Consider the following 21,480-nt stretch of genomic DNA (forward strand, 5'->3'; position numbering starts at 1 on the left):
TGATAACCGCTGCACGCCGACTAGCCACCCACCCGGCTCCCCCGCCTCCTACTTCGGCCGGGGCCAGAACACCAGGTCGTTCGTGTCGCCCTTCGGGTCGTGCACGCCCGCGTCGTCCGCCCCGTTGCCGCCGACCGAGTACAGCAGGAAGCCGTCGCCCGAGCGCCGATACACAAAGCCGCCGTTGCTGTACGGATCGATCGTGAAATCGCCCCCCGCGAACGCCTCCAGCGACTCCGGGTACTCCCCGTGCGTCTGCTGATACGCGTGCAGGTTCGTCACCAGCAGCGCCGCCCGCCGGACGGCCTCGCCGCGCGTGCGCAGCGTTTCGTAGCGTGCCAGAGAAGGCGCCATCACTCGGAGGATCGGATTCGTGTTCGGGCTGCTTGCGAGGACGTTTTCCAGCGACTCCAGGCGCCGGCGCGCCTCCGGGTGCGGCTGGGCCAGCGCTTCGGTGATCGCGTTGTAGTACAGGTTGACCTCCGCCACGGTGTCTTCGTATCCGACCCGCGCAAGGTGCTCGGCCAGTTCGGGCGTGTCGGCGTTCCCGACCTGGGCGAACAGCGACTGCGCGAATTCGACGTTCGGCGTCACCGCTCCGGTCCGGGGATCGACGTCCCACATGCGCTGCACCGAATCCAGGGCCATCGCACGCTCACCCTGCACCGTATCCGCCGCTGGCCGCAACGGGCGGTACGCCGTCGCCGCGTCCTGCGCCAGCGCAGTGAAGTCCAGCGCCTCCGCTCCCGGGGCCGCCTGCAGATCGAGCAGCGCGTCGGCGGCCGAGGCCTGGATCGCCACCCCAACCAGGTTTTCGATGATGGTCATGCCGCCGCCGGCGTCGGCCCCCGCCGCGAGCACGTCCATGAAGAGCTGGGCAGCCTCCGCCGGCCGCCCCGCGTCCGCCAGCCTGCGTCCTTCGATCACACCGGCCCGCGCGAGGGTGCGCATGCCGGCCAGATCCGGCAACAGGATGCCGATCAGACTCCCGTCGTTGCTCTGGAAATTCCAGCCCCGCGCCCCCACCTGCGATGCCGCGCGAAACGTCGCCAGGGCGTCCGCGTTCGACGCCAGCCACTGCGCCAGCTCCGGCGCCCGCAGCGCCGCCGGATCACCGCGCAGCGCCGCCTGAATCAGCCCACCATCATCCTGCCAGGGCACAATCCGCGCGATGGCGTCCTGATACAGTGGATTCGCGTCCGGACCCGACACGCGGCCCAGTTCGTTCAGCCACGCGACGTAGTCCACCCGCTCTGCGAGGTTCGGCATCGGCACCGCAACGCGCGTGTACGGCGACGCCGTTGCCGCGGCGGCTGCCACCTCCGGCGGGATCGAGTGCGGGGCGGCGGCCGCATCGTGGTCCGCTCCCGAAGCCGCGCGCGACTCGGGACTGGAAGCCTCCGTCACGCGCCCGTCGCCGGCAGCCGGTGCTGTCTCGGTTGGCTGCTCCTCCGTTGACGCGCCGGTCTCCGCGGACACCTGCTCGGCGATCGCCGCGGCTTGCGCCCGCTCTTCCGGACTCATCTCGGTCAAGCCGGCCAGCGGCTCCGCCGGCGGCGTCTCATCCGCCACCCCGTGATCCAGGAGCAGCGCCAGCACCTCCGCCGGCACCGCTCCCTCATCCGCGCCCGCTGTCTCCTTGCCCCGCACCACGCGCAGCGTCTTGAGGTCGACCCGAATCGTGCGCCCCGACGCCAACTGAATGACGAACTCGTTCGCCGCGGTGTCAAACGCCGGCCGCGCTTCCTGTAACCACCGCACCGCGCGGCGCTCGACCGTCACCTTCGACCAGTCCACCTTCTCCAGCAGATCGGTCAACACAAAGTGCCGCAGCAACTCACCTTGCGCTCCGTAAATCACCAGCGCGTGCCGTGCCCCGCCCCGCCGGTATTCGTCCAGCGTCACAACGAAACGACCATCATCCCGTATCAGCGCCTGCGCCGGAGCCACATCATTGACCAGCGTCCGTTCCCACACCCGTCGCCCCCGGCTGTTCAGGTCCGCGCCGTCCACCAACGTCGCCTGGCATCCGCGGGCCGTCCGGCCCGGTCGGCCCGGCTCCACACGCAGCGTGAACCGCCCGTTCGCCGAGCGGGCCTCGCGCAGCGGCCGCTCCCCCTCGGCCACCGCCGCCTGCACAACCAGACCAATCCCGGCCCCCACCATCCAACGCAGGCAAGTTCTCATCGCCACATCCTCAGGCCCCGACGCTGCTCCGGCCGCCGGTATAATCACCTACGTAATCCCAACATGATACCCGCAACGCCTGAGGAGGTGCACCGCGCATGCCCCCACGCTGGCTCGTCTCCGGGGCCTCCGGTCAGCTCGGCAGCCACGTGGTGCGTCGCTTGGCCCGCGACGCGCCCGGCGAACCGATCTGTGCCCTGGTCGGCCAGAACGCCGTCGGCACGGCCGGCGTCGAGGTCCAACGGGTGAGCCTGGCCGACGCGATCGCGCTGCGCCGCATCGCGCACGCTTTCCGACCAACCCACATCCTGCACCTCGGCGCCATGACCGCCGTCGGCGACTGTCACGCCCGACCCGCGGAGGCCGAGGAGGTCAACGTCAGCGCCACCCGGGCGCTCGCCGAGGCCGCGACCGACCTGCACGCGCGGCTGGTGTTCTCCTCGACCGACATGGTCTTCGACGGCGACCACGCACCGTACCGCGAATCCGACCCCACGCATCCCCTCAGCTATTACGGCCGCACCAAGGCCGCCGCCGAGCGCGTGCTCGCCGAGTTCGATCACACGCTCGTCGTCCGCATCCCGCTCCTGTACGGCCTGCCGTGCTCGACGCGCCCGACAACGTTCAGCCAACAGCTCACCGCGCTGCACAATCGACAGCCGCTGCGCCTGTTCACCGACGAATTCCGAACCCCCGTGTGGCTGGCGGACGCCGCCCGCGCGCTCATCGGCCTCGCACGCGACGACCTGACCGGCGTGATTCACGTCGCCGGCCCCGAGCGTCTCTCGCGCTACGAGCTCATCGCCCGCTGCGCCGCGCTGCTCGGCATTTATGCTCCGAACCTGATCCCCGTCTCACGACTCGAGATCGCCGCCGCCGAGCCGCGTCCGGCGGATCTGTCCCTCGACGGTGCCATGCTGGTTCGCCGGCGGCCAGATCTGCAACCCGGGGCTCTGCGAGCCGCCGTCGTGCAGCCCCCGACTTGAAACCCGGCGGCAGGCGCGGCTTACTTCACTTCCTCGAGCTCGAAATCGCGTGTCAAAATCGGTTCGGGCTCCCGCCCGCTGTAGACCTTGGCCGTGAACGCCTCAGCACCCGCGCCGGTCAAGGCGGCGGTCGGCACGGGGAACGACATCCCCTGCGCCCCGGACGTGCCGGACCAGACGAACTCCTGCTCGAACAGGGTCTCACGCCCGTCCCGCGGCACGATCGCCACGCGAAAGTAATTGCGGTCGCACTCTTCCGGCAAGTCCCGCACGACCAGCATGAACTCCGCCTGATCGCGCGGCAGCTTCTTCGGCGTGTCGTACTTCCCGTCGTAATAGTCCGTTGCAACCAGCAGCATGTCCTTCTTCAGCTTCACTCTCGTGCGCGTCGGCGCGATCAGCTTGTAGAACTCGACCGACAACTCGCGCGCCGCTTCCGCCGCCAGCTCCTCCGCGCCCGCGCCCGCCGGCTGGTTATACGAGGTGACCGGCCGCGGCGCCACCCGGGCGGAATGGCTCAGCAGGATCTTCCCCGTTGCGGCGTCGATCACCCGCACGCTGGCTTCCACCTCTGCTCCGGTCGTGTAGATCCACGTGATGTCCTCACCGACCACGATCGGCCGCCCCGCCCGGTCACGCAGCGGGAACCCGCGCCGGTTCAGCGCGTACCGCGGGACCGCACGCCGCTCGCGCTCCGAAATCAACCGGTAGTCCGTGATCTTTGTCGCCACCAGGGCCTGCGCGATCTCGATCTTGTTTTCCGGCAGCAGCGTGCCTTCGTCCACCCCATCCGCCAGCCGCGACAAATCCTGCTCGGCAAAGACATCCTTGAGCTCGGACCGACTGAGCACCTTGAACGCCCCGTTCTGCGCGAGCGCCGTCGTGAGCCGGTCCGCCAGCAGGCGCGCCTCGCGCACTGCCTGCGGCGTCGACGCCCGCCCCGGCAAGACGGCCAGCCGCTCGTAGTGCTGGTAGTCCCACTGCGGGTACTGCGTCACGTACGTACCGCGCGAGCGCCCACTGCAGCCCATGAGCCCGCCCAGCACGACCAGCAACCCGAGGGTCGCCACATGTCGGTTCATCGCCCGCCTCAACGCATAGAGTTCCCACGACCACCGGTGCCGTCGCACACCCAGGCCGCAGCCGCCCGCCGCACGCATCCACCGGCGGCGCTCACACCCCCGTTTCTCGGGGCTAGGCGCCGGCTTGCGCGTCGATCATGGACTGCAACACGTTCGCGACGATCGTGTTGAGCCCCGTTGACAGGACCGAAGACCAGATCGACGACAACTGCTGATCGCTGAGCCCACACCCTTCCAGCGTGAATAGACTGCTGGCCGCCAGCGTCAACGCATAATAACGCACGCGCGTGTACCAGGTTCTCATCGCACAATACCTCTCTGTACCTGCTGCGCCCAAGCCGCGGCAGTTTACCTGCTTTCAAGGCCCTTGGCGAGCCGGCTGCGTCGTCGTCTGCGTCGTCGTCTGCCGGGCCCGCTCAATCAGCTCCATTTCACGCTCATGCTGGGCCCGGTCGCGCGCTGCACGCCGCAACACTTCCTCCGCGTCGCGCACCGCGGCCTGGTCCACCCGCCGGCGTTCCAGTTGCTCAATCCACGCCTGCGCCAGCCGCGCCACCATCGGCTCCGCACGCTGCGCGGCGATCGGCTGGAGCCGCGCCACGGCGTCGTCCCACTTTTGCTCCACCAGCGGCTTGCGCCCCTCGGCCGCGATCGCCGCCTCCACCAGTATCAGCCGCTGCCCCCACGGCCCGTGCAGGTCGGGCCCCTCCACGGGGCGCGTGGCCGCTGCCGGGCGCGAGGCCCCCGCCGCCGGGCCGCCGGCCCTGTCCGCGACGTGCGATCCCGCGCGCAGCCGCGCCGCGGCTTCGTCACTGATCGGCTCCACGTGCGCATCGGAGACGTACAGGCGCACCTCCGCCGGCGGCTCGATCTTCAACCATTCGCCCTGCTCGCCCACGATCCGCACAACCGTCCCCCGCTCCAGCAGCACCTGCACCTCGGTCTCCCGCGGGTCCACGTCCTGCACCAGGCTGCCCACCCGCACCCGCAGCGCCCCGCTCCGCACCGAGACGATCCCCTCCGTCGGCCCGCGCCGGTCCACAAACTCGGCGGCCACGAACGAGAACACATCCTCCGGCGGCACAATCGCGTACCACCCGTAAGGATCGCGCCCGGTCGCACGCAACAATGTGTCGCGCTCCACCCGCGCCACGGACAAGCTGTTGGCATCCGGCCGCGAACGCAGGTTCACCTGGTCCACGATCACGCGTAACCAGACCGGCCCCGCCGACGGCTGCGTGACCGGCTGTGTGGCAGCCACCACGTCCGTCACCTGCGCAACCCCCGGCCCCGGCAGCACGCCCAGCACCACCCCGACCAGCATCGTCAGCCGCATGTTCGTCCCGCACCCGACCGTCATCTTCCGCACCCAACCTGCCGCACCAGCCCACCCTGCAACCTACCGGTCGCGCGCCAGGCTGTCAAACCCCCCGCCGGCGGATGCTCCCCGGCACGACATTCATGCCGCGCGCCCTTGGCGCCGCACCCGGCCTGCGGGACATTCTAGCTATCATGGCCAAGCGTCGCCGCCCCGCGGATCCCATCGTCGTTCTGTTCACGTGCATCGGACGCCGCGTGGAGTTGGTCCAGGCTTTTCGCGCCGCCGCCCGGCGCCTCGGGTTTGCCCTGCGCGTGGTCGGCGTCGACAGCGACCTCACCGCGCCGGCCCTCACCTGCGTGGACGAACCAGTCATCGTCCCGCGCGCCAGCGCTCCCAACTACATGCCCGCCATCCTCGCCGCGGTCCGTGATCAGCACGCCCACCTGTTGATCCCCACGACGGACACCGATCTCGCGGTTGTCAGCCAGCACCGTGCCGCCATCACCGACCTCGGCTGCGTGCCGCTCATCGCGGAGCCCGAGGTGATCAGCATCTGCCGCAACAAGGTCCAGACCTTCGAACACCTCCGCCGCTGCCACATCGACACTCCGGATACGTACACGCCGGCCACCCTGCCGCCCCCCGGCGCCCGGCGATTTCCGCTGTTCATCAAGCCGCGCACCGGCAGCGCCAGCCAGTGGGTCCACAAACTCGAGGATGAGGTTGATCTCGAGTATTACGTCCGCCACGTCGCCGACCCCATCATCCAGGAGTTCGTCACCGGCGTTGAACATACGCTCGACGTCTACGTCGGCCTCAACGGCGCACCGCGCTGCGTCGTCCCCCGCGCCCGCTGGCAGGTCCGTGGCGGCGAGGTCTGCAAAGGCGTCGTCGTCAAAGACCTCGACATCATGAACGCGGGCCGGCACCTGGTCGAGACGCTCGGCCCCTCCGTCCGCGGAATCGTCACGCTGCAGTGCATCGTCACGCCCGAGCACCGCATCCGCTTCATCGAGATCAACCCGCGTTTCGGTGGCGGCGCGCCGCTGGCCATCGCGGCGGGTGCCGACTTCCCCGGGTGGCTGCTCCAGGAGCTCCGCGGGCAGACCCCCGCGATCGCATTTGACGGCTTCCAGCATGGGCTGTGCATGCTGCGCTACGATTGGTCCGCGTTCGTTCCTCTGGAGGCTGACCTCCAGCCGCGGCTTGCCCCGCCGCTGCGTGGCAGCCCCGATTTCGCATAGCGCGCCGCACGGCGCCGGTGCCGACGCCGCCCACGATCGCCCAAAAGAACAGGCAGCTTGCGGTACCGCGGCGGTCACGCAAGCTGCCCGGCTCACACTCCCCAAACCCTGTCCCCGCCGACGGCTTCTCTCCCATCCACGTTAATCGCGGGGCAGACTCACCCGCTGCGCCCAGATCCGTCAGGGGACTAATCGACGTTCGCTCGCCGCTGCAGACCCTCTCCGACTCTTTTTCCGGACAACGCTTCTCGGAAACAACGATCCCTCGGAAAGCACCCGAGCGACGCCGGTCACCCAAGCTTCTCAGCAAGATCGGTACCGACGAGTCCCCCTTTTTCCACATGTTCACGAAGATGACCGTAACCGCTTCCCGGAAAGCGGCTTGCGGATAGTCTCCACCCCACCCGCACCGATGCCTCTCCGCAGCCATGTGGCGTCAAGACAGCACCAAATTTAATCAAAAATTAACAATCAGACTTAAACGGCCACCCGCAAAAACCTTCCAGCGTGTTGCCGATAATCAACGCCATCCTGGAACCGCCTCACCAAGGATTGCTCAACACTCGACATTATAAGACTATCATCCGACCGTGTGCGCGCAGGATTGCCCAGGTTCACTCGTACGCCGCGCCGTGCGACCGAGAAATCAGCCCCACCACGTCCTTCACCTGCTCGACCGCGTCCCTCCGGCACACCAGTGTCGCGTCGCCACTATGCACGACAACCACATCCGATACACCAATCATGACGACCAGATGCTGGTCCTCGCTGACCACCACATTCCCCTGAGTCTGCACAAACAGCCCGCTGGCCCCCACCACCACGTTGCCATCCGCATCGGCCGGACGCGTCGCCGCAACTGCGGCCCAGGATCCGAGATCCTGCCAGTCACAGTCCATCTCCACGACCAGCACGCGTGCCGCGCGCTCCATCACGCCGAAGTCAATCGAGACCCTGCGCAGACGCTCGAACTGCTGCCTGGCCGCCTCCGTGCCTGCAAGCTGCGCCCAGTCCGCGCCCAGCTCGGCCAACCCGCGCGCATTCTCCGGCAGCAGCCGCCCGATCTCGGCCAGGATCGCGCGCGCCCGCCACGCGAACATACCACTGTTCCAGTAGTACGCGCCCGATCGCAGGTACGCCTCCGCCACCGCGCGCGTCGGCTTCTCCTTGAACTCGGCCACCCGATACGTGCCCGGCCCCAGCACCGCCCCACGCCGAATATACCCATACCCCGTCTGCGGGCTGTGCGGCTTGATGCCAAACGTGACCAGACTCTCCGGCAAACTCTCCGCCGCCTCCAAGCCCGCCTGAATCGCCGCCGTAAATCGCTCCTGCGGCCGGATGATGTGGTCGGCGGTGAACACGGCCATCGTCGCATCCGGGTCGCGCCGCGCGAGCAGGTTCGCGGCCAGCCCGATCGCGTTCGCCGTGTCACGCCCCATGGGCTCGCCAATCAGATTCCCGCGCGGCAGATCGGGCAGTTCGGCCGCGACCTGATCGATGTAGTTCGCCGAAGTGATGACCCAGATATTCTCCGGCGCAAACAGACCCTCCAGCCGCCGGCGCGCAAGCTGCAGCAGCGACGCGCCCTCGAACAGGCGCAGGAGCTGTTTGGGCCGCCGTTTGCGACTCAGCGGCCAGAGCCGTGTCCCCGACCCGCCGGCCATGATCACCGCGTGCCGCATGCCTGTCGTCCTCCGGCCGGTCAGACGAGATACTTCCCGCCGCGCTTCGCGAACCGCTTGTATTCGGCCGCCTGCTTCTCGTAGCCGCGCTTGCCCATCAGCGCAAACGTAAACTCCTTTCCCGTCTGCACCGCCGGCTGATCGTACGGGTTGATGTTCAGCAGCCCGCCCGCGATTGACGTCGCCGCTTCCCAGAGCATGATGAACTGGCCAACCGTCTCCTCGCTGACCACCGGGAAGCGGATCGTCAGGCACGGTCGCCGACTCGCCACCAGCGCGAACTCCGTCGCCCGCTTCTCCGCGTTGAGCAGGGTCCCAAGCGTGCTGCCCTGCAGGTAGGCGAGGTCCTCGGGCAACCCCGCCACACGCGGGATCTTCACGTCCCGCGTGAACTTGCCCACCTCCAGGAAGATGAACACCTTGTCGTTCGGCCCTTCGCGGTAGAGTTGTACCTGCGAATGCTGATCCGTCGTGCCCAGCGCCTTGATCGGCGTCGGCCCCACGACCACCGGCTGCCCTTCCAGGTCCTGCTGCTTGCCCAGGCTCTCCGCCCACATCTGCCGGTACCAGTCCGCCAGGTCCTTGAGTTGGTAGCTGTACGGCATCATCACGTGCAGCCGCTTGCCGCGTACATAGAACGCGTGCAGCAGCATGGCCAGCATGCCCGCCGGGTTTTTGCGCGCCGCGGACTGCCCGACCCGCGCTCCCATCGCCGCCGCCCCCGCCAGCAGCCGGTCGATCTTGATCCCGCACATCCCCGCCGAAAACAGCCCCACCGCCGATAGCACCGAGAAACGCCCGCCCACGCCCGGCGGCACCGGCAACGCATCGTAACCCTCGGCGTCCACGATCCCGCGCATCGTCCCGCCCGCCGGGTCGGTCGTCACCACGATGTTCGTCTTCAGCCCCCGGCGCCCCAACTTGCGTGCCACCAGGTCGCGCACGATGACGAACTGCGACGCCGTCTCCGCCGTCTCGCCCGATTTGCTGATGACGTTGAACAGCGTCTTGCGCAGCTCCGGGCCGATCACGTCGAGCAGGCTGCCGAACTGCACGGGATCCACGTTATCCATGACAAACAACCGCGGCCCGCGCCGCGCCCGAGCCGCCAGCAAATTGTGCAGCGGCGGATTCAGTGCCGTCTGCAGCGCCGTATTGCCCAGCGCCGACCCGCCGATGCCCAGCACCACCAGGTTCTCGAACTTGCCGGCATAGCGCCGCACCGCCGCCCGCACCTGCTTGAGCATCTCCGTGTCGTGCGGCAATTCGCGGTAGCGGTGCTGCCCGGCTTTGCGTTCGCGCTCGATCCGCGCGACGACGTCGCGCGCCGCCGCCTCTGAGCGCTTGATCTCGGCCAGGCTCAGCCCGTGCGCGGGGCCGATGACGGAATCCAGGATGTTCGCATAGTCCAGTTGCAAGGCAGGTATCGGCATCGGATGACACTCCTTCAACGGCCAAGGCTGCAAGGACGCCAGCATACCGCCTGGCACCCAACACGCCACCGACCGCTACTTCTCGGTCAGCTCCAGCGCCCCGCTCCAGTCGTCCGGCGGGGGCGCCGCGATGAAATGCTGCACGGCAGCCGCGTATTGCCGCGCTGCCAAGTCGTCCGGCCGCTGCCGCAGGCACGCTTCGAATGCCGCCCACGCTTCGGTCCACGCACGCTGCTGAAACGCCGCCACGGCCGCACCGAATTGATCGGCGTACCGGCACAGCGACTCCGGCACCGCGCCGCGCCGCCCCAAGAGCTCGAAGATCGGCACCGCCTGCGTCTTGCCCTTGACCCGCACGCCGCCGAGCGGTCGTACCACGAAACCGTCGCCAGCCTGCGCATACGTCGGACCGCTCACCAGGATGCGCGTGCCGTAGAACTTGTTGGCCGATTCGAGCCGCGAAGCCACGTTGACCGAGTCGCCGATGCACGTGTAGTCGTATTTCTGCTCCGAGCCGCACGGCCCCACGACCGCGTTACCCGTGGCAATCCCGACCCGCAGTACGAGTTCGCCGAATACCTCGTCGCCGCCCGTCCGCCGTTGCTCATCGATCAGCGCACGCAGCCCCGCGCCCAGATCCACCGCCGCCTCGCACGCCCGCCGCGCATGGTCCGCCTGCGGGTAGATCACCGGGTTCCAGAACGCGAAGACCCCGTCGCCGATGAACTTGTTGATCATCCCCTCGTGCCGCAGGATCACGTCGCTGAACCGCCCCAGCGCCAAGTTGAGCACGTGCTGCGTGCGCTCCGCCCCGATGCGCTCCGAAATCCGCGTGAACCCTTCCAGGTCCGTGAAGACCGCCGTGACCTCGCGCGACTCCGCCCGCCGGCACAGCTCCGCATCTTCCGCCATCTTCCGCGCCAGCGTCGCCGACGTGTATTGCCCCAGCGCCGTCGCGATCTGCCGCGACTCGCGCTCCAGGAACACGTAGCGGTACAGCAGCACGGCGACGTAGCTCACGGCCACCGCGATGATCGGCGGCACGAGCGCAATCCAGCACGTCCAGAAGTAGAACGCCACGCCGCCTGCCGCCACCGCATAGAGCCCGATGAGCAGCACCAGTCCCACCGCCGCCGTACGCGGCGCCCGCCGCACGCTGATATACGTCGCCAACATACCCAGCGTGACGGTCAGCAAGGCATCCAGCCACATCGGCGCCCAGTACGCCATACGCCCGCTGAGCATGCCATTGAGCAGGTTCGCGTGCGACACCACGCCCGGTGCACGCTCACTCGTCGGGATCGGCGTCATGTCGGCCAGGGCCGTCGCGGTGTAGCCCAGCAGGCCGATCTTCCCCGCCAGGCGCGCGCGCAGCCGCGCCAGCGTCGCGTCGATCTCCGCCTGGTACGCGGCGTTGGCAGCCAGCGCCCGCCCCAGCCGTTCGAGCGCCTGCCCCACGCCGGCTGGCTGTGTCGCGTCTGTCACAGCGCCGTTGACGGCCGCACGCAGCGCCGCCGCCCCCTCCGGCAGCAGCCTGCGATACTCGGCCAGCCCCTGCGCCTTGAGCCGGGCCTCTGCCCTGCGCCCCAGGCACCGCGCCCAGCGCAGCTCCGTCTCCAGCCGCAGCGCATCACGCAGGTCCACGAGATACTGCTCATGTTCACGCAGGTAACCGGCGCCGATCAGCTCGCCCAGCTGCGCCGTGATCCACTCATCGTTATGCAACATCGCCTGCCGCTGGTCGTATATCTGCCAGACGCTGCCCACCGGCACGTGCTCCCCAAACTGCCGCGCCCAATCCCCCTGCGGCACCCACGGCACCAGCGTGTAGCCGGCGTCATCGAGCTGGATCACCACGGGCTTTGCCCCACCCGGCGGTCTCAGCATCAGCCGCCCGGGCTCCGCCGTGACGTCCTCCGCCTTCAACTCCAGAACGTCCAGGGCCACCGCGAAGGCCAATTGCGGCAACACTCGGCCCCCGTGCTGCACCAGCAGCCGCGTCCGCCGCATGATCCCGTCCGCGTCCGGCTTGAACACCACGAATCCGCACCGCCGCGCCGCTCGCGCCAGCCGGAAATACACCGGCGAAATCGCGTCGACCGGCGGCGCGGCCGCCCGCACGCGCTCCAGCGGCAACGGCGTCGCCGCCATCGTCGCCCGATACCCCAGGACTTCGCGCAATGCCGCCGCCAGCGCCTCGCCATACGCCGGTGACTGCGGAATCAGCGCCTCCTCCAATGCGGCGAACAGCGCCGGCTCACGTTCCTGCCAGCGCGCCGGCTCCGCATCGAGCCAATCCTCGATTCGGCGTTCGAGCGCCAAGGCCCGGCACGGCTCGCACGCCAGCGCCACGGCCTCGGCGTCTTGGGCGCCCATCTGCCGCGCCAACGCCGCGGCGTCGAGCGTGGGTTCGCGCTCCAGCGCGACAACGATGCGCGCCCAGAGCAGTGGCGCCCGCGCCGGCTCGGCGTGGTGCCCCAGCCGCAGACCCAGCTCCGCGGCCCGGTGCGCGGCCTCGTCATTCTGGTTCGCTACGAGGGCAGCGATCACGCCGACGAACGCATCGCTCCGCAGTATGTCCTCCCAGACGTTCCCTGCTGCGTAGTCCGTCGCGAGATACACCTGCCCGAAGTCCGCCAGCGCCGCCTGCAATTCCAGGTCCGGCAGTGCCCGCACCGGCTCCGCTTCGAGCAGCGTCGTCGGCTCCTCCACGATGTCCACTTGCCGCGGCACAATCGTCCGCAGCGGCTCCGGCTCGGCCAGCGTGATATCCGTGAGCAGCGCCTTGAGCCCCGCCTCGTGCAGCACACCCAGCACGCCCGCCTGGATGTCCCGTGCCCAGGGCCAGCGCCCGACCAGCCCGAGCGCTGCATCGTCAATGTCGATGCACACCAGGTCGGCGCGCTCCGAAATCGAGTTCGCGTAATGGAAGCGCAGGTCGAGCGTCTTCAGCTCGAGCCAGTCGAGCCCCCCGACGGCATAGGCGATGAGCACGACGACCGTCGCCGTCAGCCCGATCCCCAGCGCCTGCCACCGTGCTGTCCGCCGCTGCGTGCTCACAGGCAACCATTGTGCCCGCCCGCGCCCCCCAGTGCCACTGCTCTCGAGCAGTGCGCGCTCCGCAGTACCCACTCGCTCGCGCTCGGGGCTCTGATTGCGCGCACCGGGTGGCACGCCCTGGCGCAGCCAAGCCGTGGCGGACGCGGTCACGGTGCGCCTACTTCGCCGCCACCTCTTCCACCCCTGCGCACGTGCAGAAGAGGTTCCGGTCGCCCCAGACGTTGTCGATCCGCCCCACCGGCGGCCAGAACTTGTGCGCCTTCACCCACGGCGCCGGAAACGCCGCCTGCTCGCGCGCGTACGGCCGGTTCCACTCCGTCGCGCATACCGCCGCCGCCGTGTGCGGAGCATGTTTCAGCGCACTGTCCTCGTACTTCACCCGGCCGGTCTCGATGTCGCGAATCTCCTGCCGGATCGCGATCAACGCGTCGCACAGCCGGTCGCACTCCGCCCGCGACTCGCTCTCGGTCGGCTCGATCATCAGCGTCCCCGCGACCGGCCACGACATCGTCGGCGCGTGGAACCCATAGTCCATCAGCCGCTTCGCGATGTCATCGACCGTCACGTGCGCCGTCTTCTGCACTTCGCGGCAATCCAGGATGAACTCGTGGGCGACTCGGCCGTTCTGCCCCGTGTACAGCACCGGGTAATGCTCGCGCAGCCGGTTCGCCATGTAGTTTGCGTTCAGGATGGCAACCTGCGTCGCCTTCGTCAGCCCGGCCGTCCCCATCAGCCCGATGTACATCCACGAGATCGGCAGGATCGACGCGCTGCCGAACGGCGCCGCCGCCACCGGCCCGATCGCCTGCGCCCCGCCGCACGCCACCACCGGATGCCCCGGCAGGAACGGCGCCAGGTGCACCGCGCACGCGATCGGCCCCACGCCCGGCCCGCCACCGCCGTGCGGAATGCAGAACGTCTTGTGCAGATTCAGATGCACCACGTCGGCGCCGATATCCGCCGGCCGGCACAACCCGACCTGCGCGTTCATGTTCGCGCCGTCCATGTAGACTTGCCCGCCGTGCTCGTGGACGATCTGGCACAGCTCGCGAATGCCCGCCTCGAACACGCCGTGCGTCGATGGATACGTCACCATGATCGCGGCCAGCCGGTCGCGGTGCTCGCTCGCCCGCGCCCGCAGATCGGTCAGGTCGATGTTGCCCTGCGCGTCGCACGCCACCGGCACGACGCGCAAGCCCGCCAGCGCCGAGCTCGCCGGGTTCGTCCCGTGCGCCGACACCGGGATGAGGCACACGTCGCGCTCGCCCTGCCCGCGCGCCGCATGGTACGCCCGGATCACCTGCAGCCCCGCGTATTCGCCCGCCGCGCCCGAGTTCGGCTGCACCGACACCGCCTGGAAACCCGTGATCTCGGCCAACCAGGCCGACAGCGTCCGCATCAGCTCGGCATAGCCCTCGGCCTGCTCCGGCGGCACGAACGGGTGCAGGTTCGCGAACTCCGGCCACGTGATCGGCAACATCTCCGCCGTCCCGTTCAGCTTCATCGTGCACGAACCCAGCGGGATCATCGACTGGCACAGCGACAGGTCGCGCGCCTGCAGCCGGTGCAGATACCGCAGCATTTCATGCTCGGCATGGTAGCTGTTGAACACCGGATGCTGCAGGTAGCCGCTCGACCGCGCCAGCGGCGCCGGATACACAATCGCGCCCGCCCCGGCCAGGTCTTCGACCGAGAACGGCACCTCGTGCTTGCCCGCGAAAATCCCCCACAGCTCGGCCACCTCAGCCTTCGTGCTCAACTCGTCGAGCGACAAGCCGACGGTGCCGTCGCCGTAGTCCCGCAGGTTGATCTGCTGCTTCCGCGCGCGGCTCAGCACGCCCGCCGCCGCCCGCTTGCCCACCTTGATCCGCAGCGTGTCAAAGAACGGCTCGTTCCCGAGCTCGATCCCCAGTCGCCGCAGCCCCGCCGCCAGCACCTGCGTCAGCCCATGCACACGCTGTGCGATCCGCCGCAAGCCCTGCGGCCCGTGGTACACCGCGTACATGCCGGCCATGATCGCCAGCAGCACCTGCGCCGTGCAAATGTTGCTCGTCGCCTTCTCGCGCCGAATATGCTGCTCGCGCGTCTGCACGGCCAGGCGATACGCCGGATTGCCGTGCGCGTCCTTCGATACGCCGATCAGCCGCCCCGGCATCTGCCGCGCGAATTCGTCGCGCGTCGCCATGAACGCCGCATGCGGCCCGCCGAAGCCCATCGGCACGCCGAACCGCTGCGCCGACCCGACCACGATGTCAGCACCCCACTCGCCCGGCGGCCTCAGCAGCGTCAGCGCCAGCGGGTCCGCCGCCACCACGGCCAGCGCCCCGGCCGCGTGCGCTGCCTGCACCAGGTCGCTGTAGTCGTAGACGCGCCCGTCCGTCGCCGGGTATTGCAGCAGGACGCCGTACAGGCCCTGCTTCTCGAAATCGATGTCCTGCACGTCGCCGACGTGAATCTCGATCCCCAGGGCCTTCGCCCGCGTCTGCACGACAGCGATCGTCTGCGGGTGGCAGTTCGCCGCCACGAAGAACCCGTTCTGCGGGCGCTTGGCGACGCGGTGCGCCATCGTCATCGCTTCGGCGGCCGCCGTGCCCTCGTCCAGCAGTGACGCATTCGCCAGCGGCATCCCCGTCAGGTCCGCCACCATCGTCTGGTAGTTCACCAGCGCTTCCAGCCGGCCCTGCGAGATCTCCGCCTGGTATGGCGTGTACTGTGTGTACCAGCCCGGGTTCTCCAGGATGTTCCGCTGGATGATCGGCGGCACGATGCAGCCGTAGTAGCCCATGCCGATCAGGCTGCGCTGCACCTGGTTCTTCGCCGCGATCGCGCGCAGCGCCGCCAGCAGCTCGTATTCCCCCCGTGGCGGCGGCAGATCGAGTGGCTTCTGCACACGGATCTCCGCCGGCACCGTCGCCTGCACGAGCGCGTCGAGCGACTCGTAGCCCAGCGTCGCGAGCATCGCGCGGATGTCGTCGTCGCTCGGGCCGATGTGACGATGGATGAACGTATCGGAGGGGCTCAGAAACTGCGCGGCGTTGAATTCATGCGACATTGCGGTAGGAACTCCCTGCGGAGCAGCCAGCTGTGCAAACGGGCGGCGAGCAGGCAACAACCGCGCCGCGCTCTCGCGCGGCGCCCTTGTCACCTTGTCACGTTGTCACCTTATCACTCTCTAGTGTTCCGCGATCATCCGGTCGTAGGCGGGCCCGTCCAGCAGCTTCGCGAGCGGGCTGAGATCGCTGCACTGGATCCGGATCATCCACCCCGCTTCCAGCGGATCCGTGTTGAGCAGCCCCGGCTCGTCGGCGAGCTTCGTGTTCACCGCCGTCACCGTCCCCGACACCGCGCAATACAGCTCGCCGGTCGCCTTGACCGATTCGATCTCGCCAAAGTGGCTCCCCCCCGTCACTTGCGCCCCCACCTTGGGCAGATCGACGAACGTGATATCGGTCAACTCATCAGCCGCAAACTGCGTGATGCCGACCGTGACCGTGTCGCCCTCGACCTTGAACCATTCGTGCGTCTGCGAATACTTGCGATCGTTGGGCACCGCCATGCCGGGACTCTCCTAAAAAACCCGTCCTGCCCGCCGGCCGGATGACCGGCGGAACGAGCATTCTATAGCTCACCTCGCCCCAGCGGTAGCCCCGGCGCGCCCTATGGCGAAACGCCCCCCGTCCGCTGCCGGGCCGCCTCGAGCGCTGCCCGTGCCCCGGCGTTTTCCGGATCAAGCCGCAGCACCTCGCGGTACTCCGCGATCGCCGCCGCCAGGTCCCCCTGCTGCTCCAGCGCCAGCCCCAGCTTCAGCCGCGCGCTTGCCCGCCGCGCATCGAGCGCGAGCGCCATCCGGTACTGCGCTGCTCCCTGTGCCAGCCTGCCCTGCCGGCACAGCAGCAAGCCCAGGTCTTCGCGCAGGCCCGCGTCCTGCGGCTGCACTGACACGAGCATCTCATACTCGCCGATCGCTTCCTCGATCCGCCCCTGCTGTATCAGCAATGCCGCCAACGCGGCCCGCAGCTCGACTTGCCCCGGCTTGAGCTGCAACGCGGCCTGCAACTGCGCCGCCGCCTCGTCCAGACGCCCACGCTGCGCCAGAATCCGTGCCCGGGCGGCATACATCTCGCTCGCGCGCAACGCTCGCGGGTCCAACCGCAGCGCCTGGCTCAGATACGTGTCCGCTTCTTCCAGCCGCCCCTGTGCCAGGTGCGCAAATCCCAGGTTCGCCTGCGCCCGTGCGTAGTCCGGCTGCACGCGCACCGCGGCCAGGAAGCTCTCCACCGCTTCGTCCGTCCGCCCGCGGTCCAGCAGCAACGCGCCGCGATTGTTCAGCGCCAGCGCATAGCCGGGCTGAATCTCCAGCGCCCGGTCATACGCTGCCAGCGCCGCGTCCACGTCGCCCGTCATCGCCCGCACGTCGCCTACACAGCGGTACATCGCCGGCTTGAAATCCAGCCGTTCCTCCACAAATGGCCCCGGCACCGTGCCCAACAACACACATCCGCCGAGCACGCCACCAGCAAGCGCGCTCTGCCCCCACCGCCGGCGAGCCACCAGGTCCACCAACGCCAGGGCCCCCGCCGCCGCCAGCAACACAACCACCGGCACCAGCGGCACGCGATACCGCCCGGTCACGAACACCAACACCACCGCCAGCGGATACAGCGTCAGAAACAGCCAGACCGGCGCAGGAACCCGCCGTGCCCGCCAGATCAATCCTACGACCGCCAGCGGCAGCACCACGCCGAACGGAAATCCAAAGCCCCCGAGCTTCCATACCAGCAACCGGATCAGCCCCGACCACTGCGCGAACAGGTACACGTTGACATTGCGCGGAATCTCGCGGGAGTTCACGAACTGCAGCGCCTTGTGCGCCAATCCCGCGACGAACGCCCCGGGCTGCGTCGCCGCGTAGTCGCGCGTCTGCGCATAGAACCAATCCGCCTTGTCCCAGAACGCTGTCCGCCCATCCTGCTCAGGCAACAGCGTCAGCCGCTCCCACTCGTCGCCTGGCTGCACCGTCACCAGCTCGTCATAGTGCGGATTGTTGCCAATGTAGAAGTTAATCCCACCCGACGCCGGCAAGATCGTGAATCGCCCGCTGGCGCGAGAGCTCAGGCTCGCCACCGGCAGCGCCACGCACGCGAAGCCCGCAGCCACCACACCGGCAACCTGCCCTGCCCGCTTCCCGCCGCCGCGTCTCCACGCCACGACCAGGAGCCACACGCACGCGGCAACGAATGGCGGCAGAAACGTCGGCCGCGTCAGCACGCTCAGTGCCCCACAGACGCCCAGCGCCCCACAGGCCCCCATCCCCAGCGTCGCCTGCGCCCGCAGCAGTAGCAACAGCAACACCACGCCCCACAGCGCCGCCCACCCCTCCGCCAGCAGCTCCCCCTCCAGGAAGATCAGCGGGGCGTAAAACGCGACCACGATCCCCGCGACCACGCCCGTCCGGCGATCAAAGATGCGCGCCCCCAGCCGATACGTCAGTACGCACGTCAGCGCCCCCAGCCCCGCCTGCACGATCTTCGCAAACAGGATCGACGATCCGCTGACTGCGTACACCACGGCCAGGTACATGGGATAGAAGAAGGGTTGCCAGAACCACTCCTTGGTCAGCGGCTTGCCCGCGACCAGACTCCGCGCCAGGTTGTGGTACGTATCGGCGTCGACGATTGGTGCGTAGAACGTCGGGTTGGCCGCGCTTTGGTACAGGTAGATCAACCGCACCAGCAGCGCGAGGACGAACAGCCCCACGACGACCCGCAGGTCCCCGGTCACCCGGGCAGAAGTGTCCTGCACCGCGCCGCGCGGCGACTCCGAAGCTGCACGGCGCTGTGCCCGCCCGCGCGACATGTCCCGAGCCTAGCCGCAACATCCGGCCCGGGTCAACGCCGCCTCGCCGCCCGCGGCGGTACGGCGCGGCGCCCCTTCACCGCCCTCCAGCTCCCTGCGTCGCCCGCGGTCGGCCAGTTGTCAGAGTGCCCCCGCCGGCTCGGCCGCCGTATGCGCCACTGCCGGTGCGGCGTACGAGCCGCCCTTCACCATCGCGACCAGTTGCCCAACCATGTCCTGCACGGCCGCGGCCTCGCGGCCCAGACCCTCGGCCAGCGTCTGCGTGTCCGCCGCCCCGACCGCGTTCTGCTGGGTCATCTTGTCCATCTGTGACACGGCGGAGTTGACCTGCTCGGTGCCTTGCGCCTGCTCCTGCGACGCCTTCGTGATGCCGTTGACCAGCTCGGACACCCGCGTCGCATCGCCGACGATTGCGCTGAGTGACTTGGCCACATCGCCCGCCACGGCCGTGCCCTCGCGCGCCCGCGCGACCGAGTTCGCAATCAGCTCGCCGGTCTGCGCCGCCGCTTCGCTAGCCCGCTTGGCCAGGTTGCGCACCTCTTCCGCCACCACCGCGAAGCCCTTGCCGTGCTCGCCGGCGCGGGCCGCCTCTACCGCCGCGTTCAGCGCCAGCAGGTTCGTCTGGAACGCGATCTCGTCGATGGCCTTGATGATCTTGTCGATCTTGCCGGCGGACTCGTTGATCGCCGCCATCGCCTGGTTCAGCCGCACCGTGTTGCGGTCGCCCTCCGCGGCGGCCTCACGCGCCTTCGATGCCAGTTCGTTCGCCTGCTTCGCGTTCTCGGCGTTGGTGCGCGTCATCGCCGCCATCTGCTCCAGGGCGCTGCTGGTCTCCTCCAGCGAGGAGGCCTGCTCACTGGCCGAGTTGGCCAATCCGGTGCTCGACTGCCCCAGCTTCTGCGCGATCTCCACCAGCGCCTTCGAGCGCTGAGTCAGCGCGTCAATCATGTTCTGTAGCGCCCGCACCAGCGGCCGCACGACCACGGGCAGCAGCGTCGCGGCCATGACGAGGATCGCCGCCAGCGCCAGCCCCGCCGAGACCCACAGCGAGCGGCGCACCCCGGCCTCGAACTTGCCCTGGGCTTCCGCCAGCATGGCGTTGATCTTCTCCTTCGAGAAGCGCAGCCGCAGCAGGCCGTAGAGCTGCCCCGGCTGCGTGTCCGGCCGCAGCCGCACCATGTCCGCATCCACGCGCAGCGGGTAGTACATGGTGTAGGCCTGCGTGTCTTCGACCACCAGCACGTCCGTGGCCGTCTGGGCCTGGTCCAGGATGCCCCGCTCGATCACCTGGCCCACGCGCTCGGGTGGCGACGAGTGCTCGATCGTGCCGTTCGCGCCGACAAACGAGAATTCGTCGATGTCGGCATGCAGGCGCTGCTGTTCCGCGAACTGCACAAACTGCGTGTATTCGCCGGTCTGCAGCATCCGCTGCGTGGCCGCCACCTCGCCCTGCACGAGGCCCTGCGCCCCATCGCGCTTCACGCTCAGCGACGAGTCCTCCACGCCGCTCAGCGTGTTCTCGAAGCTCCGCACGTACAGCCGGTGCTGGATCGTGAACAGCACCGCCATGAACACGCCGAACAGCACCAGCGTCGGCAGAAAAATCCGCTTACCCAGGCTGGCCTTGCGAAACATCATGACTGGGTCCCCTTTCGATCCTGGTCGCTGTACGCGACGGCGTGATACTTCTCACCCTTCCGGTAGAACGCAAACGACTGCTTGTGGGCGAAGTCCTTGCTCGTGCAGGCGATGCACGGCGCGCCCGCCCGGATGCACCAGTTCACCCCGCCGTTCCACTGCCGCCGCGGACAGTTCGTGTGACTCAGCGGACCGAGGCACCCCAGCTTGAACAGGCAGCCCTCGTCCCCGAACTTCTCCGCGAACTCCTCTTTCTGCCAGTAATGGAAACGCGGGCAGTCGTCATGCACTGAGTGCTTGTAGAACATGTCCGGCGTAAACAGCTCCGGGTCGACTTTCGGATAGCCCTTCGCCGCCGCGTACGCCAGTGTCCCCACCAGCGATTCCGGATGCACCGGACAGCCCAGGCAGTTCACCAGCCGCTTCTCGACCGGGATCCCCTTGCTCTGCATGAACTGCACCAGGCCCACCGCGCCGGTCGGGTTGCCCTCGGCCCCCGGGACGCCGCCGAACGCCGCGCACGTCCCGGCCGTGACGACCAGGTCCGCGCGCCGCAGGGCGTCCGGCAGAATCTCCGTCAGCGGCCGACCGCCGACCACGCACGCCTCCGGCATGTCCGCCGGCAGCGCGCCTTCCAGGATCAGGTAGTAATTGCCCTCCTTCGTCACCTGTTGAACCGTCTCCAGCACCTGCGCCCCCTGGGCTGCACCCACCGTCGGGTGGAGCACCAGCGAGATCATCTGCGTCAGGATCTCGAACGGCCCCGGCTCGGTGGAGTTCAGAAACGACACGGAGCAGCCGCTGCACGACATCCCCTGCAGCCACATCACGCGCTTCTGCCGTTCAAAGATCTTCTGCAACCCGTCCGCCAACGCGCTTGCGACTCCGCGACTCAGCCCTGCGCCGGCCGCGAGGAACGCCGCCATCCGCATGAAATCACGTCGTGAATATGTGGCCATGACTCCGCCTTCTGTACGTTGCCTGACAC

Annotated in this window: 14 protein-coding genes; 2 read left to right on the plus strand and 12 right to left on the minus strand. The window is 68.6% G+C overall.

The window, feature by feature from the left end; genetic code table 11:
- Positions 1-48: 48 nt before the first annotated feature.
- On the minus strand, positions 49-2,187 hold the full coding sequence (locus KA383_13270; protein MBP7747089.1) for a hypothetical protein: 2,139 nt from the start codon (positions 2,185-2,187) through the stop codon (positions 49-51).
- Between the two features lie 98 nt (positions 2,188-2,285).
- On the opposite strand from KA383_13270, the gene KA383_13275 reads away from it, so the two are divergent.
- Positions 2,286-3,173 (plus strand): SDR family oxidoreductase, encoded by an 888-nt coding sequence (locus KA383_13275; protein ID MBP7747090.1) that lies wholly within the window; start codon positions 2,286-2,288, stop codon positions 3,171-3,173.
- Between the two features lie 20 nt (positions 3,174-3,193).
- Here the strand turns inward: KA383_13275 and KA383_13280 are convergent, their stop codons facing one another.
- The 3 genes from KA383_13280 to KA383_13290 form a co-directional block, all read right to left on the minus strand.
- The gene (locus tag KA383_13280) at positions 3,194-4,255 is read right to left on the minus strand and encodes a hypothetical protein (protein ID MBP7747091.1); all 1,062 of its coding nucleotides are present in this window, start codon (positions 4,253-4,255) and stop codon (positions 3,194-3,196) included.
- Positions 4,256-4,367: 112 nt separating this feature from the next.
- Entirely contained in the window at positions 4,368-4,559 is a 192-nt protein-coding gene (locus KA383_13285; protein ID MBP7747092.1) for a hypothetical protein, read from the minus strand.
- Between the two features lie 54 nt (positions 4,560-4,613).
- Positions 4,614-5,615, minus strand: a complete 1,002-nt coding sequence (locus tag KA383_13290; protein MBP7747093.1) for a hypothetical protein — start codon at positions 5,613-5,615, stop codon at positions 4,614-4,616.
- Positions 5,616-5,767: 152 nt separating this feature from the next.
- On the opposite strand from KA383_13290, the gene KA383_13295 reads away from it, so the two are divergent.
- The gene (locus KA383_13295) at positions 5,768-6,820 is read left to right on the plus strand and encodes an ATP-grasp domain-containing protein (protein ID MBP7747094.1); all 1,053 of its coding nucleotides are present in this window, start codon (positions 5,768-5,770) and stop codon (positions 6,818-6,820) included.
- Positions 6,821-7,434: 614 nt separating this feature from the next.
- Here the strand turns inward: KA383_13295 and KA383_13300 are convergent.
- The 8 genes from KA383_13300 to KA383_13335 all read right to left on the minus strand — a co-directional run bounded on the left by KA383_13300 (position 7,435) and on the right by KA383_13335 (position 21,451).
- Positions 7,435-8,505 (minus strand): mannose-1-phosphate guanylyltransferase, encoded by a 1,071-nt coding sequence (locus tag KA383_13300; GenBank protein MBP7747095.1) that lies wholly within the window; start codon positions 8,503-8,505, stop codon positions 7,435-7,437.
- Between the two features lie 20 nt (positions 8,506-8,525).
- A complete protein-coding gene (locus tag KA383_13305; protein ID MBP7747096.1) occupies positions 8,526-9,938 on the minus strand; it encodes a glucose-6-phosphate isomerase in 1,413 nt (470 codons plus the stop codon).
- A gap of 75 nt (positions 9,939-10,013) precedes the next feature.
- The gene (locus KA383_13310; protein MBP7747097.1) at positions 10,014-12,998 is read right to left on the minus strand and encodes a CHASE2 domain-containing protein; all 2,985 of its coding nucleotides are present in this window, start codon (positions 12,996-12,998) and stop codon (positions 10,014-10,016) included.
- Between the two features lie 157 nt (positions 12,999-13,155).
- Complete coding sequence (gene gcvP / locus KA383_13315) at positions 13,156-16,050, minus strand: aminomethyl-transferring glycine dehydrogenase (protein MBP7747098.1); 2,895 nt, start codon at positions 16,048-16,050, stop codon at positions 13,156-13,158.
- Between the two features lie 120 nt (positions 16,051-16,170).
- A complete protein-coding gene (gene gcvH / locus KA383_13320) occupies positions 16,171-16,554 on the minus strand; it encodes a glycine cleavage system protein GcvH (protein ID MBP7747099.1) in 384 nt (127 codons plus the stop codon).
- 101 nt (positions 16,555-16,655) lie between these two features.
- Positions 16,656-18,854: a tetratricopeptide repeat protein gene (locus KA383_13325; protein MBP7747100.1), complete on the minus strand. Its 2,199-nt coding sequence runs from the start codon at positions 18,852-18,854 to the stop codon at positions 16,656-16,658.
- A gap of 120 nt (positions 18,855-18,974) precedes the next feature.
- On the minus strand, positions 18,975-20,492 hold the full coding sequence (locus KA383_13330; GenBank protein ID MBP7747101.1) for a methyl-accepting chemotaxis protein: 1,518 nt from the start codon (positions 20,490-20,492) through the stop codon (positions 18,975-18,977).
- Positions 20,489-21,451: a hydrogenase small subunit gene (locus KA383_13335; GenBank protein ID MBP7747102.1), complete on the minus strand. Its 963-nt coding sequence runs from the start codon at positions 21,449-21,451 to the stop codon at positions 20,489-20,491. Before KA383_13335 ends, KA383_13330 begins: the two co-directional genes overlap by 4 nt.
- Positions 21,452-21,480 lie beyond the last annotated feature (29 nt).

This window comes from Phycisphaerae bacterium, assembly GCA_017999985.1.
Taxonomy (GTDB): Bacteria; Planctomycetota; Phycisphaerae; order UBA1845; family Fen-1342; genus JAGNKU01.

What these genes read in the sequence shown, in the direction of transcription:
- KA383_13270 (MBP7747089.1), bottom strand. Translation starts at nt 2,187, where the DNA reads ATGAGAACTTGCCTGCGTTGGATGGTGGGGGCCGGGATTGGTCTGGTT.
- KA383_13275 (MBP7747090.1), top strand. Translation starts at nt 2,286, where the DNA reads ATGCCCCCACGCTGGCTCGTCTCCGGGGCCTCCGGTCAGCTCGGCAGC.
- KA383_13280 (MBP7747091.1), bottom strand. Translation starts at nt 4,255, where the DNA reads ATGAACCGACATGTGGCGACCCTCGGGTTGCTGGTCGTGCTGGGCGGG.
- KA383_13285 (MBP7747092.1), bottom strand. Translation starts at nt 4,559, where the DNA reads ATGAGAACCTGGTACACGCGCGTGCGTTATTATGCGTTGACGCTGGCG.
- KA383_13290 (MBP7747093.1), bottom strand. Translation starts at nt 5,615, where the DNA reads ATGACGGTCGGGTGCGGGACGAACATGCGGCTGACGATGCTGGTCGGG.
- KA383_13295 (MBP7747094.1), top strand. Translation starts at nt 5,768, where the DNA reads ATGGCCAAGCGTCGCCGCCCCGCGGATCCCATCGTCGTTCTGTTCACG.
- KA383_13300 (MBP7747095.1), bottom strand. Translation starts at nt 8,505, where the DNA reads ATGCGGCACGCGGTGATCATGGCCGGCGGGTCGGGGACACGGCTCTGG.
- KA383_13305 (MBP7747096.1), bottom strand. Translation starts at nt 9,938, where the DNA reads ATGCCGATACCTGCCTTGCAACTGGACTATGCGAACATCCTGGATTCC.
- gcvP (MBP7747098.1), bottom strand. Translation starts at nt 16,050, where the DNA reads ATGTCGCATGAATTCAACGCCGCGCAGTTTCTGAGCCCCTCCGATACG.
- gcvH (MBP7747099.1), bottom strand. Translation starts at nt 16,554, where the DNA reads ATGGCGGTGCCCAACGATCGCAAGTATTCGCAGACGCACGAATGGTTC.
- KA383_13325 (MBP7747100.1), bottom strand. Translation starts at nt 18,854, where the DNA reads ATGTCGCGCGGGCGGGCACAGCGCCGTGCAGCTTCGGAGTCGCCGCGC.
- KA383_13330 (MBP7747101.1), bottom strand. Translation starts at nt 20,492, where the DNA reads ATGATGTTTCGCAAGGCCAGCCTGGGTAAGCGGATTTTTCTGCCGACG.
- KA383_13335 (MBP7747102.1), bottom strand. Translation starts at nt 21,451, where the DNA reads ATGGCCACATATTCACGACGTGATTTCATGCGGATGGCGGCGTTCCTC.